We start from the raw sequence: 13,668 nt of genomic DNA on the forward strand, positions 1-13,668 counted from the left end.
AGGCATCCCGAGACGCCCTGTTTTCTGGTCCTCGCACATGACGGGGAGGATGAGGATCGGGCGGCGTGACTGCGCGCCGAACATCTGGAGGGGCATCTGGCGCACGTGGAGGCCTGCTGGCGGCGCTATGTCACAGCCGGGCCGATCCGGGCCCCGGGCGCGGCGCGGATCATTGGATCAAGTTTTCTGGTGCTGGCCGAAACCGAGGCGGACGCGCGCGCTAATGGACGGCGATCCGTATTTCGCATGCGGTCTGTATGGCCGGATCGAGGTCTACGCCCAGACACTCGCCATCGGCGAGTATCTGGGCGGGAAGATCTGGGACAGCGCTGATGCGCTGCGTCCTGTGGTGGCCGGCGGCAAGCGCCGAAGCCAGGATGCGCCCTAGCGCATTTCCCACCACGGCCGGCGGCCAGTGAGGCTCAGCGACAGCGGATCGGGCCGCGACACATGACCGGTGAGCGCCAGAACCACAAGCGTGGCGGCGATGCCGGCGAGCGTAAGCAGCACGGTCATGTCACCGGTCAGGGCGCGCGGCGCCACATAGGCGAAAGCGAGCCAGGCGACGATGAGGGCGGCGGGTACAAACAAACGAGTCATGACAAACCCCTTTCTTCTCAGGTTTGCGAGGGATGTTATATTTCTGTCATGGAAAGCGCCGGAACGCAAGTTTTTGTTCCGCGTCCGGATATTTTATTGCAGCTGCGTTGCCAGATTTTTTAATCCGGGTTCGGAAAGTTTAATGCTGCGCATGGGTTGCTTCTGGGGAGGGCGAACGTGCCTGCACCCCACTCTTGTGACCAGCGCTCAAGCGGGACACTGCACGTCATTGGGGGCGCCGGCAGGCCTCGGTCCGCCGCGACACGCAAGACCCGGGGCTAGCCACCCTGCGTCGTGCTCTGCGCGACGGGAAGCGTATCGGTGGTCACCGCCTGCGCGGCCGGCGCGGCGTCGCCGGGCGCCGAAGGGGCGACGACATCCGGAAAGCCGCCGGCCACAGGCGCGATCGGGCGTGCGGGCTCGGCGGTCAGGTGTGCACGCACCGCCTCGGCGATTTCGACCAGCGCTTCGCGCGGGACCGCGCCCGTCACGCCGATGGAGAGCGGACCGTCGGTCCAGTGCACCACATCGCGCCCGCGATAGGCGGCGATGTCAATGGCGCTGTCGGCGCGGCGGGTTTTCCGGCGCAGGACAATGCTCACCGGTTGACCGTCGCGCGTGACGTACTGCATGCGCTGGATCGCGCCGGAGCGGGCGCGGCGGGTCTCGGTGCTGGACAGCACCAGGCCCATCTCGGTGAGCGGGACCGGAGAGACCGCGCCGTCCGACAGATCGGCGAAGGTCACAAGGTCGCGATCCAGATCCCAGTCGCGCTCGGTCTCCATCAGTTCGGCCACGCTTTGCGGCGCTGAATTTGTCCCACGCGACAAGAGGCTGCTGGAGGACCAGCCGGCGGCGAAGACAAGCACAGCCGCCGCGACGCCGGAAAAGGTTTTGAGGACGTTGTCGCGACGCCGTGCCCGGGCCGCCATCGTGGAAAGTCCCGGCGGGCCGGACTCGTCGGCGTATAGGTCAAGGGCCTCGGCGACGCGGCGGTCCAGCGCGCGCGTCTCGTCGTCGCCCGATTCAGCATGAGTGTGATGAACAGTCATCTCAAAGCGCCTTTCTGCCGGCGGCGTCCGTATCGATCTGCGCAAGGCCGACCTCGTCTAGACCATCCTCACCAAGCACCGTGCGGAGCTGCTCGCGGGTGCGCGACACCCGCGCGCGGACGCTGCCGGCATTGATGTTCAGCAGGTCCGCCGCCTCCTGGCTCGACCAGCCTTCGACGCCGACGAGGACCAGAGCGGCGCGCTGATCGGCGGGCAGCGTCTCCAGGGCGTCGACCACCCGCACCGCGGTCAGCTTCAACGCCGTGGAGGAGCCGGCGCCCGGTTCGGGCAGCGCTTCGGACGCAGCTTCACGGCGGCGCGCCCTCGCCCGGCGATCGGACAGGAAGCGGCGATACATGATGGTCATCAGCCAAGAGTCGGCCTTTTCCGGACGCCTCAGGCCGCGCCGTTTTCGGAACGCCGTCTCGCAGGTCGATTGAAACAGATCGTCGGCGTCGTTCGGACCGGCAAGGCTGACCGAAAACCGGCGCAACTTGCGGGCGTTTTGCATGATGGCGTGTTCGATCTCACCAGATTTCATCAATAATCACCCTGCTTTTCGAGCCCGGCCGGCGGAAGCTTTTAATGTAAGACGCGGCAAATACCGGTTTCGCTGCAGAAAATTTAAAACTTCGCAACAGTTTTCAATCAGGCGGCGTCTCACTTAAGTCATCGCATCGGCATGACGTTACGAAAAGGTTGACATCATGATTTCCACGCTTCTTCGCAGCGCCTCTGTCGCTCTCCTCATCGCCGGCAGCGCCGGCGCTGGCGCCCACGCGCTTCAGGCTCAACAGCAGCAGCAGCAGCAACCCTATGGTCAGCAGCAGGCGCCGCAGATCGAGCCTGTGAGCGAAGCCGAGGTGGAGTCCTTTGTGGTGGCGATGAACAGCGCCACTGAAGTGTTCGAGGAATATCGCCCGCAATTGCAGGGCGCCACGGACGAACAGCAGGCCGCCGCGGTGCAGGAGGAGGCCAATGAGGCGATGACCGAGGCGGTTATCCGGGCTGGGATCCAGCCGCAGCGGTATAGCGAAATCATGGCTGCGGCGCGCACCGACCCGGAGCTGACCCAGCGCATCACCGAAAAGGCCGAGGAGATGGAAGAGGAATAGGCCGCACCGCCGTTTCGAACCTCCGGGGCGCCGCGCACCCCGCCCCCAAGAGCGGCGCACCGGAGACAGCCCCGCCCCTTCCCCTTTTTCGGGGGGCGGGGCTTTTCTTTGCGCGCTTGCCCGGTCCGCCGGCGCGCGCGCCTACCCCTCTTCGCGGTAGGCGCTGAGCGGGAGCGGCGCGCCGGTGTTGGCGATCAGGGCCTTGCGGCGGAAGAAGCGGGTGAGGCCGGCGGCGCCCATGCGAGACGGGCCGAGACCGGACTCCTTGAAGCTCTGCTTTTCCGCTTCATAAAACAGGGCGGTGAGGGCTGCGTCATTGAGGCTGACCGCCCCGGCTTCCAGCCGCCGGCCGATCGCTTCGGCCTCCTCCAGCGTGCCGGCGAAGACGGCGGCCGAGAGCCCGAACTGCGTATCGTTGGCCAGGCGCACCGCCTCGTCGATATCGTGAAACGCCATGACCGGCAGGACCGGGCCGAAGGTCTCCTCCACCATCACGGTCATGGAATGATCCACGTTGGAAAGCACGGTGGGGCGGATCCAGACGCCGCCGCCATGGGTCTCGATCTCGCCGCCGGTATGAACGCGCGCGCCTTTGGCCTTGGCGTCCTTGATCTGGCCGGCGATGGTCTCGGCCTGTCGGTCAAAGATCAGCGGACCCAGCTCGCCGGACGTGATGTCAGGCTGGTTCAGGCGCACCGCGCTCGCCGCCGCCGCAAGCTTTTCCAGGAAGGCGTCATGGATGGCGGCGTCCACATAGATCCGCTCGATGGACTGGCAGGCCTGGCCGGTGGAGAGCACCGAACCGCGAAGCGCCGCGGTGACGGCGAGGTCAAGATCAGCGGTTTTCGTGATGATGAGCGGGTCTTTGCCCCCGAGCTCCAGAAAAGCCGGGATCAGGCGCGCCGCGGCGCCGGCGGCGACCTTGCGGCCGGTGGGCACGCTGCCGGTAAAGCAGATGAGGTCGCAGCGCTCGATCAGGCCCTGACCGGTCTCTCCGGCGCCCGGCGTGAACGCCAGCAGATCTTCAAGGCCCGCCGCAGCGATGGTGGCGCGTAGCGGCGCCACGAAGCGGGGCGTCACCTCGCTGGGCTTTACGATCACCGCGCACCCGGCCGCGAGGGCCGGAATGGCGTCGATGAGCGACAGCGTCAGCGGGAAATTCCATGGGCTGATAACACCGACAAGAGCATAGGGCACATACTGACCGCTATGCTTCAGACTGGGATTGGAGCGGCCCTCAAGCCAGCCGGCCTTGGGGGCCAGCAGGGGCGCGGAGACCGCCCAGCCGCGGATCGAGGCGATGGCGCCCTGTACTTCCAGGCGCGCCACACGGCGGCGTCCCGTGTCGATCTCCAGCGCCGCGGCGACCGCGTCCAGATGCGCCTCGATGACGTCGGCCCAGACCGACAGCCTCGCCATGCGGTCTTCGATAGTGAGCGCGGCCCAGGCGGCTTGTGCGCCGCGCAGGCGGGCGGCCATGGCGTCAAGCTCCGCAGGGGACGGCGGCGTAATCTGATAATCGTGCCGGCCGGTGCGGGGATTTCGGACCTGGATCGTCATGGATCGCCTTCTTAAAGCCCCAGCGCGCCGGGATTGATCAGGGAGTGCGGATCGAGATGGGTTTTCAGCGCCTTTAAAAGCGCCAGCGCCGGCCCCGATCGGGTTTGCGAGAGCGGATAGGTGCGGCCCACCTGAAAATGCGCCGCGCCATGGCGCGCAAAGATCTCCACCACGCCGCTGCGCGCCTGCGCCACCAGCTCGGTTGCGGCGGGGTCTGCGGGCTTGCGCTTGAGACTCTTGAGATAGCCCGCCTCGACGCTTTTCTCGTGCAGTGCAAACAGATCATCGGGCCATAAAAAGACCGGTTCGATGAGAAAGCCGGTGGTTCCAAGCGTCGTGATCAGCGTACCGGTGGTGACGTCGTGGGCGCTAAAGCGCTCTTTCAGCGTCTGGAAATATGCGTCGATCTCGCTCCAGCAGGCCGCGCCGTCGCCCATGGCCACAACGCCGTGAACCGGCACCCAGCGCTCGGCGTTGGGGCCGATCATGTTGTTGAGCGGGGTGAAGGGGTTCGCGCGGATCACCTTGGGAATGGTGGGCTCGACGCTTCTTCCGCCCTCGGCCTCGCACAGGGCCGTAAGCTGGCGGTGGGCGTCGTCCACGCCCGCCTTCGAGGCGCCCTCGGTGACGAAGTGGAGATTGAAATCCGCCTGGCCGATGAAGGACCGGCCGGCCAGCGCCATCTTCGCGCCCTCGGCCACGCCCTTGAACAGGTTTTTCTGACCTGTGACGACCTTGCCCAGCGTCTTTGCATCGCTCATCAGACTGGCCCGCTTCATCCGCACGGCGGTGAGGCCCGGATCAAATCCGAACACTTCGCAGGCGAGATTTGCGCGCCCCAGCGCGGCCATGGCGCGCGCGCAGGCTTCGCGGTCTGAAAACGAAAAACTGCCCCAGCGCTCATGGGCGGGCGCGGGAATAAGCTTTAAAGTGATTTCGGTCTTCACCCCGAGCGCCCCGGCATCGCCGCAGAACAATCCGGTCAGGTCGGGGCCGTAATGGCGAAAGAAGGGCTTGGCGGGGCCCGCTCGGGTCTCGCCAGACGCTGTGCCGGTGCGCAGGATCGACCCGTCAGGCAACGCCACGCTCACCGACAGCACGCTCTCTGCGGTGGGGCCGTGGGTCCCAGCGCCGAAGAAGGCGTTGTTCTGGCTCACCCCGCCGCCGATGGTGGACGAAATCCCCGAAAGCGGCCCCCAGAAGGGCGGGCGCAGCCCCGTGGGCGCCAGCGCCTCGTGCAGGGCCTTCCATGTACAGCCCGCCTCCACCTGCACGTACATGTCGGCCGTGTTGATCTCCAGCACCCGGTCCATGCGCGCGGTGTCCAGGCTCACCCCGCCGGGCTCGGATGCAAGATAGCCGGCGGTGTAGCTCATACCTCCGCCGCGTGGATAAATGCGCTCGCCCGCCGCGCCGCAGGCGGCCACCACTGCGGCGCACTGGGCGGCGTCGGCGGGGCTGACCACCAGATCGATCTCGGCGCCCTTGCTCCAGACATCCTGGGAGTAGAGCGCACGCGCATCGGCGGCGGCGGCCACATGGTCGCGGCCCACGATCCGGGCGAGGCTTTCATAAAGCGCAGGGTCGGCGAGGCGGGACTGGGCCATGGCGGACCTCCAGGTCAGGCGGGCGTGTAAACGCCCAGCGCGGCCGCGGCGAGAAGCGCGGCCCAGATGGTGAGAACATAGATTTTGGCATGGGCGAGGCTTGCCCGGATGGCGGCGTTCTCAGCCGGTCCGGCGTCGCCCTTGGCGAGCTGTGCGAAGGCCGGCCCGAACGGGCCGAGCGCGCGGCGGATCAACAGGCCGCAGGCGATCGCCAGCGCCAGCAGGAAGAGCTTTGCGGCCAGAAACAGCGGCGCGTCGATCCACCCGGCGAGCATGCCCGCCCCGGCGCCGAGAAGGCCGCCCAGGGCGATGAGGCGGATCGCCATGTCCAGACCGCGCACCACGGCCAGCGGACCGGCTTTGAGATGCACCAGCCAGGCGAGCATCGCCCAGACCGCCGCCACGGCGAAGGCGAGCCACACCCATTCAAAATCCAGCTCCAGCCAGCCGCGCGAGACGGACAGCGCAAGCCCCGTGGGAAAGGCGAAGATCAGCGCCATGCGCGGCGCCATGTCCACATTCATCAGGATGCTTGCGGCCGCCAGGCGCCCGGCGGCGGGGCGCGCCTCGTCCACCACCAGGCGGCTGGCGTAGAAGGCGCCGAGATCGCCGCCCAGCCAGTAGACCAGCACCAGAATGTGCAAAAGGATCCAGACTGGATCGCCCATAACCGCTCCCAGCAACGCGTCCCTCGCCCGCCGGGGTCCTGAAAACTGAGGTGTTTCCACCGCGCCGGGCTTGCCTGCGGCTCAGCGCCGCCTACAAATGATATAGTTATATATCTTTTGACGGGAGGCCAAGGGCGTGAGAGGCGATGCGGGGGAGAGATCAGGCGAGTTCTGCGTCGCCCCAGCTGGTGTCGCCGGGCTCCTTGCGCACAAGGCGCATATGATAGCGGAAGCGCTCGGGCCGGTAATAGGCGATGATATGCTGGACCGCGCGCCCGTCGCGCCCGCGCATGATTCGCTTGATCTTCAACAGCGGCGCGCCGGGGCTGACTTTCAGGGCGGCTGCGATCTGGGGTTCGGCGGCCACGGCGGTGAGCGTCTGGTCGGCCTCCACAGCCTCGGCGCCGGCGCGCTTGAGCAGTTCGAGCATGGGCTCGGTCTTCAGCTCGTCCTGGGTGTAGCGCTCGGCGATCTCGCCGGGCACATGGGTGATGAGATAGGAGAAGGTGTCGTTCTCCAGGCTTCTCAGACGGACCGCGCGCTGCAGCGGCGCGCCGGGCTCAAGCGCCATTTCCGCGGCGAGGTCGTCGTCCGCCTTCACGAAGTCAGCTTCAAGAAGCTGGACCTGGGTCTCCAGACCCATGCGTTTCAGCGCGTCGAACAAGGTGTCGAACCGCCCCTCCACCACCGGCGCGCCGGCGTTGTGGGTGACCACCGTGCCGCGCCCGCGATGGCGGGTGACGAAGCCGTGGGCGGCCAGCTCGTTCATGGCCCGCTTCACCGTGATGCGCGACACATCGAACAGCCGGGTCAGTTCCTGCTCGCCGGGCAGGATCACGCCGGCGGCGAACCCGCCGTCACGAATCCGGTCGCGCAGCACCAGGAAGATCTGGTGATACAGCGGCGTCGGCAGGCTCTCGTCGATCATGTCGGGCGAGAGAACCGGGCCAGGAGCGGGGCGAGACGTCATCAGCACTCATATATTATCTTCAAGCCGGCCATGTGTAGCCGATTTGCCTGCACAAACCAGCATCGTGAAAGGACGCCGTTCTCGTGACACCTGACCTGGAGGCGCCCGTCTACACCGCCCTCGCCCTGCAAAGCCTGTGCGAAACCGTCAATTCCTACGCCGCGCCCGAGCATGCGCGCGCCGCGATGCTGCGCTCGATCCAGCGTATGCGCGCCGAAATCGCGGGCTCCATCGCCTTCATCGGCCCGGAGGTGAAGCTGGTGGTGCTGCCCGAATACGCGCTCACCGGCTTTCCCATGCGCGAGACGGCGCAGGAATGGCGCGCCAAGGCGGCGGTGGACCCGGCCGGCCCGGAGTTTGAGGCGCTGGCGAAGATCGCGTCGGATTTCGGGATCTTCCTGGCCTGGAACGGCTATGAGACCGATCCACACTTTCCAGAGCTGTACTTCCAGGCCTGCGTGGTGATCGACCCGGCGGGCGACCAGGTGCTGCGCTATCGCCGGCTGATCTCCATGTATGCGCCGAGCCCCTATGATGTGCTGGATCCGTATCTGGACGCCTATGGCGAGGACGCGCTGTTTCCCGTCGCCGACACCGCCATCGGGCGCCTGGCCGCCATCGCCTCGGAAGAGATCCTCTATCCCGAGATCGCCCGGCTTCACGCCGTGAAGGGCGCGGAGGTCTTCGTGCATTCCAGCTCGGAAGTCTCCAGCCCTCAAGGAACGCCGAAGAATATCGCCAAGCAGGCCCGCGCCATCGAGAATCTCGCCTATGTGGTCTCGGCCAATACCGGCGGCATGACCGGCACGCCGATCCCTGTGGCCAGCGCCGACCGAGGCTCCAAGATCGTCGATCCCAGAGGCCTGATCATCGCCGAAGCCGCCACCGGCCCCTCCATGTGCGCGTTCGGCGAGGTGGATGTGGGCCAGGTCCGCCGCCTGCGCCGCAAGACCGCCATGGGCAATCTTCTCGCACGCCAGCCCATGACGCTCTATGCGCGCGAATACGCCAGGGCGAACATCCACCCCGAAGGCTCGCTGCTGGATGAAGCCGGCGCGGTGAAGACGCCGGACAAAAGCTTCTACCGCGACCGGCAGACTTCCGTGATCGACGCGCTGGCCAAGCGCGGCGTGATCTAGTCGCGCAGCACGCCGTCCGCCCGCATTCGGTCGATCACCGCGCGCTGGCGGGCGAGCGCTTCGTCCTGGCTGAGCATGCCGCGGTCGGCCATGGAATTGGGCAGTGCGCGCTCGGTTTCAGAATACGCCGGGGCGAAGGCGGCCAGCGGCAGGCGGCTTGTCAGATTGGCCATGCCGCTGCGCTGGCGCACGGCGCGCAGCTCGGGCAGGTCGATCGTCGCGTTGGCGTTCAGGCTTTCGCCGCTTTCGGCTTCTGCCAGCACTGATCCGTTCCAGTCCACGATCTTGCTCATGGCGTCGGTGGAGGCGGCCGGCACCGGCGTGCCGATGATTTCAGCCGAATTGGCCGAGACCACATAGGCCATGGACTCGATCGCCCGGGCGCGCTTGGCGATGTCCTTCACGGTGAGGCGCGGACTGCCCACCTCGCTGGTGGGGTGGATCAGGATCTCCGCGCCTTTGAGCGCATGGGCCCGCGCGATCTCGGGATAGAGGATCTCCTCGCTGGCCACCGAGCCGATCAGGCCGATCTCGGTGTCGGCGACGGGAAACACCGCGTCATAGCCGTAGATATCCAGATACTCGTCCCAGACGTCGTAAGGCGTCGGGGTGTAGAGCGAGATCATCCGGCGATAGCGCAGCACCGTCTCGCCATTGGGCGCGATGAGGACATTCGCCTGGAAATACAGCGCCGGAAAATTCGGGTCGTTTTCGTAGAGATTGCCGCCCAGATACACCCCGAAGCGCTGGGCGATCTCCGCCAGCGCCTCGTATTCCGGCCCGTCAATGTCGACGCTGGCTTTCGCCTTCCACTCCTCGCGGCTTTCGCGCAAGGGGAAACCGGTGAGGAAGTATTCGGGCAGCACCACAAGCTTCAGCTCGGTGCCATTGAAAGTGCGCAGGAACGCCTTGGTGGTGGCCACCTGGCGACCGGACCGGGCGATGCTCGCCATCATGCGCGCGCGGGCGGCCTCGACTCCGGTGTCCTGATTGACCGCGTCGCACACCACCTGCAGCGCGCACGCCGAATAGCGCGGATCGGGCGCCTGAGCGCTCGCCTGCCCCAGTGTTCCGGCCAGCGTTCCGGCGGCCGCCAGCGCCCCGGCTCCAGTGATCAGCTCACGGCGTGTGGTCATGGCGTTCCCCCTTGGCTTGGAGATCCACCATATGTCCGGACAAGCGCCAGCGGAAGGGTCTGCAGAACTTGCGGGAGAGACGCGAACTCTCGCTCGCAAATTCAACGAACGGCGAAGTTTCATTCGCGCTTGCAGCATGTTCACGCGGCGGCCCGGCGCTTGCAAAAGCGGCCCCGTGGGGCTAGGTCGCGGCGCGCACCCCGCCTTGCTGGCTTGGCAATAACGTACGGACAAATCATGGCTGACGCTGATCCGCGCTTCCACGTGCCCACCCCGCCCTTCCGGCCGGGAGACGAGCCTGACTTTGCACATTTGAAGCTGCAAAAGGCTGGCGACGCCAGGAAGCCGGCGGTGGACGTGGCCGGGATCGACACCCTGGCTCTGGCCACCGGGCTTGTCGGCGTGCTGGACCATAATCACCAGGCGGTGGGCGAATGGGATCCGCGCCTGAGTCCCGAGGTGCTGCGCGAGGGGCTCTCGCACATGGTGCTCACGCGCATCTATGATGAGCGCATGTTGAAGCTCCAGCGCCAGGGCAAGATGAGCTTCTACATGAAGTGCACCGGCGAAGAGGCTGTCGCCGTCGCCGCCGCCATGGCGCTGGACAAGGCAGACATGATCTTTCCCAGCTATCGCCAGCAGGGGATGCTCTTTGCGCGCGGACGCAACATCGTGGACATGATGTGCCACTGCATCTCCAACAGCCGCGACAATCTCAAAGGCCGCCAGCTGCCGGTTCACTACACCTGGGCGGAGGGCAATTTTTTCACGATCTCGGGCAATCTGGGCACGCAGTTTCCCCAGTCGGTGGGCTACGCCATGGCCTGCGCCTACAAGGGCGACGAGCGCGTGGCGGCGAGCTGGATCGGCGACGGCACCACCGCCGAGGGCGATTTCCACGGCGCGCTGACGCTGGCCTCGACCTATCGCGCGCCGGTGATCCTGAACGTGGTGAACAATCAGTGGGCCATCTCCAGCCACCAGAGCATCGCGCTGGGCGACGGGCCGACCTTCGCCTCCAAGGGGCTGGGCTACGGGATCGCGTCCCTGCGCGTGGACGGCAATGACTTCCTCGCGGTTTACGCGGCGACGCAGTGGGCGCGCGAACGGGCGCGTTCGGGCGCCGGCGCCACGCTCATCGAGCTGTTCACCTATCGCAGCGACGCGCACTCCACCTCGGATGATCCCAGCAAGTACCGGCCGAAGAGCGAATCGGCCGCCTGGCCCCTGGGCGATCCCATCGAGCGCCTGAAACAGCACCTGATCGGGCGCGGCGAGTGGGACGAAAAACGCCAGACCAAGCTGGAGGAGGAGATGACCAAGCTCGTGGTCAAATCCTACAAGGAGGCCGAAAGCTACGGCACGCTCCATGACGGCCCGCTTTCGCCCACGGAGTCGATCTTCGAGGACGTCTACAAGGAGCAAGACTGGCGCCTGAAACGCCAGCGCCAGGATCTGGGGGTCTAAACGACATGGCTGCGAAAAACATGATCCAGGCGCTCAATGACGCCATGGACGTCCTTTTGGGCAGCGATCCCGACGTGGTGATTTTCGGCGAGGATGCGGGCTATTTCGGCGGCGTGTTCAAGACCACCGACACGCTGCAGGAAAAATACGGCGCGGACCGGGTGTTCGACACGCCGATCAACGAAGCCGCCATTGCGGCCATGGCCATCGGCATGGCCGCGCGGGGCCTGAAACCCATCGCGGAGATCCAGTTCGCCGACTACATCTTCCCGGCCTTTGACCAGATCGTCTCGGAGATGAGCCGTATCCGCTATCGCTCGGCGGGTCAGTTCACCTCGGGCTGCGTCGTGCGCACCCCCTGGGGCGGCGGCATTCGCGGCGGCCAGACCCACTCCATGAGTCCCGAAGCCTTCTTCACCCATGTGCCGGGCGTGCAGGTGGTGGTCCCCTCCAACCCCCACGACGCCAAGGGCCTTTTGATCGCCTCGCTGGAAAGCGGCGATCCGGTGATCTTCTTCGAACCCAAGCGGATCTATAACGGCCCCTATGACGGCGTGCCTGACCGTCCGCTCCTGTCCTGGGCCAAGCACGCCAAGGGCGAGGTGCCGGACGGCCATTACACCGTGCCGCTGGGCAAGGCCGACATCGTGCGCGAGGGCGAGGCCTGCACCGTTGTGACCTACGGCACGCTGGTCCATGTGGCCGAAGCCGCCGCGCAGGCCTCCGGCATCGACGCGGAGATCATCGATCTGCGCACGCTGGTCCCCTACGATATCGAGACGATCGCCAAGTCCGTGAACAAGACCGGCCGCGTGGTGGTCGCCCACGAAGCGCCGCGTACATCCGGCTTCGGCGCTGAGCTCGCCGCGCAGATCCAGGAAGAGTGCTTCTACGCGCTGGAGGCCCCGATCTTCCGCCTGACGGGATGGGACACCCCCTATCCCCACGCCCATGAATGGGCCTACTTCCCCACCCGCGACCGCTTCGTGCGCGCCCTGCAGACCGTGACGGAGGCCTGACCATGAGCGAATACAAGTACAAGCTCCCCGATGTGGGCGAAGGCGTGGTCGAGGCGGAAATCGTCGAATGGCACGTCAAGGAGGGCGACCGGGTCGAGGAAGACCAGCACATCCTGGATGTGATGACCGACAAGGCGACCGTGGAAATCCCCTGCGCCGTGAACGGCGTGGTGAAGAAGATCGTGGGCGAGCCCGGCGACGTGCTGGCGGTGGGCACCGAGATCCTGTTCATCGAGGTGGACGGCGAGATTCCCGACGATGTGGAGGACGCCAAGCCGGTGGAGACCGAAGACACGGCTGTCGCCGACAAGGCTGAGGCTGAAGAGCCGGCGAAGGACGAGGCGAAATCCGAGCCTGAGCCCAAGCCTGAGCCGAAAGAAGACAAGCCCGCGCCCGAAAAGCCCAAGGCCAAGCCGGCGCCCGCACCCGCTGCGGCCCGTCCCGCCGGCGAGCGCGCCCTGGCGAGCCCCGCGGTGCGCAAGCGCGCGCTGGAGGCCGACATAGAGCTCTCCGCCGTGCCCGGCACCGGCCCGGCGGGACGCATCAGCCACGAAGATCTTGACGACTTCATCGCGTGCGGAGGCCGCCTGGCCTCCAAGGCCGGCGGCGGTGCGGGCGCCGGCAGGCAGCCGCGCACCGGCGTTCATGAGGAAAAGGTCGTCGGCCTGCGCCGCAGAATCGCCGAGAACATGGCGCTGTCCAAGCGCACCATTCCGCACATCACCTATGTGGACGAGATCGATCTCACCGCGCTGGAAGACCTGCGCGCCCACATGAACGCCACGCGCGGCGAGGATCAGCCCAAGCTCACCCTGATCCCCTTCCTGGTGCTGGCGCTGACGAAGGCGCTGCCGAAATTTCCGCAAGCCAACGCCCATTTCGACACCGAGGCGAGCCTTCTGACCCGCTATGACGGGATCCATTGCGGCATCGCCGCGGCGACGCCCAAGGGCCTCATGGTTCCTGTGGTCAGGCACGCGGAAAGCCTGGATATCTGGGAGATCGCCGCCGAGGTGAAACGCCTCGCCGACGCCGCCCGCGACGGCAAGGCGAGCCGCGAGGAGCTGTCGGGCTCCACCATCACTATCACCTCGCTGGGCGCCATTGGCGGGATCGTCACCACCCCGGTGATCAACCATCCCGAGACCGCCATCATCGGCGTCAACAAGCTGCAGACCCTGCCGCGCTACGACACCGAAGGCCGCGTGGTGCCGCGCAAGATCATGAACCTCTCCTCCAGCTTCGATCACCGCATCGTGGACGGTTATGAAGCCGCAAGGCTCATCCAGGAGATGAAGGCGCTGCTGGAAAACCCGGCGACGCTGTTCATGTAGG

Annotated in this window: 14 protein-coding genes; 6 read left to right on the forward strand and 8 right to left on the reverse strand. The window is 66.3% G+C overall.

Annotated features, from left to right (window positions below):
* Positions 1-223 precede the first annotated feature (223 nt).
* The gene (locus tag ACWCOP_RS11385; protein WP_478248404.1) at positions 224-388 is read left to right on the forward strand and encodes a hypothetical protein; all 165 of its coding nucleotides are present in this window, start codon (positions 224-226) and stop codon (positions 386-388) included.
* Here the strand turns inward: ACWCOP_RS11385 and ACWCOP_RS11390 are convergent.
* From ACWCOP_RS11390 to ACWCOP_RS11400, 3 genes are all read right to left on the reverse strand, one after another.
* Positions 385-600, reverse strand: coding sequence for a hypothetical protein (locus ACWCOP_RS11390; protein ID WP_478248405.1), 216 nt, complete (start codon positions 598-600; stop codon positions 385-387). The genes ACWCOP_RS11385 and ACWCOP_RS11390 overlap by 4 nt on opposite strands.
* Before the next feature lie 278 nt (positions 601-878).
* Positions 879-1,652: a hypothetical protein gene (locus ACWCOP_RS11395; RefSeq protein ID WP_478248406.1), complete on the reverse strand. Its 774-nt coding sequence runs from the start codon at positions 1,650-1,652 to the stop codon at positions 879-881.
* Between the two features lies 1 nt (position 1,653).
* A complete protein-coding gene (locus tag ACWCOP_RS11400; protein ID WP_478248407.1) occupies positions 1,654-2,193 on the reverse strand; it encodes an RNA polymerase sigma factor in 540 nt (179 codons plus the stop codon).
* 166 nt (positions 2,194-2,359) lie between these two features.
* On the opposite strand from ACWCOP_RS11400, the gene ACWCOP_RS11405 reads away from it, so the two are divergent.
* A complete protein-coding gene (locus ACWCOP_RS11405; protein WP_478248408.1) occupies positions 2,360-2,767 on the forward strand; it encodes a DUF4168 domain-containing protein in 408 nt (135 codons plus the stop codon).
* 141 nt (positions 2,768-2,908) lie between these two features.
* Here ACWCOP_RS11405 and ACWCOP_RS11410 read toward each other — a convergent pair whose 3' ends face one another.
* From ACWCOP_RS11410 to ACWCOP_RS11425, 4 genes are all read right to left on the reverse strand, one after another.
* The gene (locus ACWCOP_RS11410; protein ID WP_478248409.1) at positions 2,909-4,327 is read right to left on the reverse strand and encodes an aldehyde dehydrogenase family protein; all 1,419 of its coding nucleotides are present in this window, start codon (positions 4,325-4,327) and stop codon (positions 2,909-2,911) included.
* An 11-nt stretch (positions 4,328-4,338) separates the two neighbouring features.
* Entirely contained in the window at positions 4,339-5,934 is a 1,596-nt protein-coding gene (locus tag ACWCOP_RS11415; RefSeq protein WP_478248410.1) for an FAD-binding oxidoreductase, read from the reverse strand.
* Positions 5,935-5,948: 14 nt separating this feature from the next.
* The gene (locus ACWCOP_RS11420; protein WP_478248411.1) at positions 5,949-6,602 is read right to left on the reverse strand and encodes a hypothetical protein; all 654 of its coding nucleotides are present in this window, start codon (positions 6,600-6,602) and stop codon (positions 5,949-5,951) included.
* Between the two features lie 160 nt (positions 6,603-6,762).
* Positions 6,763-7,572 (reverse strand): GntR family transcriptional regulator, encoded by an 810-nt coding sequence (locus ACWCOP_RS11425; RefSeq protein WP_478248412.1) that lies wholly within the window; start codon positions 7,570-7,572, stop codon positions 6,763-6,765.
* 83 nt (positions 7,573-7,655) lie between these two features.
* On the opposite strand from ACWCOP_RS11425, the gene ACWCOP_RS11430 reads away from it, so the two are divergent.
* Positions 7,656-8,711 carry a nitrilase-related carbon-nitrogen hydrolase gene (locus ACWCOP_RS11430; protein WP_478248413.1) on the forward strand — a complete coding sequence of 352 codons (1,056 nt, stop codon included), beginning with the start codon at positions 7,656-7,658 and terminating at the stop codon, positions 8,709-8,711.
* On the opposite strand, the gene ACWCOP_RS11435 is transcribed toward ACWCOP_RS11430, so the two are convergent.
* Positions 8,708-9,847, reverse strand: a complete 1,140-nt coding sequence (locus tag ACWCOP_RS11435) for a nitrilase-related carbon-nitrogen hydrolase (RefSeq protein ID WP_478248414.1) — start codon at positions 9,845-9,847, stop codon at positions 8,708-8,710. The genes ACWCOP_RS11430 and ACWCOP_RS11435 overlap by 4 nt on opposite strands.
* Before the next feature lie 237 nt (positions 9,848-10,084).
* Here ACWCOP_RS11435 and ACWCOP_RS11440 point away from each other — a divergent pair, with 237 nt between their 5' ends.
* From ACWCOP_RS11440 to ACWCOP_RS11450, 3 genes are read left to right on the forward strand one after another with little or no spacing between them, the layout of a single operon-like run.
* Positions 10,085-11,314: a thiamine pyrophosphate-dependent enzyme gene (locus tag ACWCOP_RS11440; RefSeq protein WP_478248415.1), complete on the forward strand. Its 1,230-nt coding sequence runs from the start codon at positions 10,085-10,087 to the stop codon at positions 11,312-11,314.
* A gap of 5 nt (positions 11,315-11,319) precedes the next feature.
* Positions 11,320-12,333: an alpha-ketoacid dehydrogenase subunit beta gene (locus ACWCOP_RS11445; protein WP_478248416.1), complete on the forward strand. Its 1,014-nt coding sequence runs from the start codon at positions 11,320-11,322 to the stop codon at positions 12,331-12,333.
* A 2-nt stretch (positions 12,334-12,335) separates the two neighbouring features.
* A complete protein-coding gene (locus ACWCOP_RS11450) occupies positions 12,336-13,667 on the forward strand; it encodes a dihydrolipoamide acetyltransferase family protein (protein WP_478248417.1) in 1,332 nt (443 codons plus the stop codon).
* Position 13,668 lies beyond the last annotated feature (1 nt).

Source organism: Apolloniradiicaulis salifontis, from assembly GCF_053756655.1.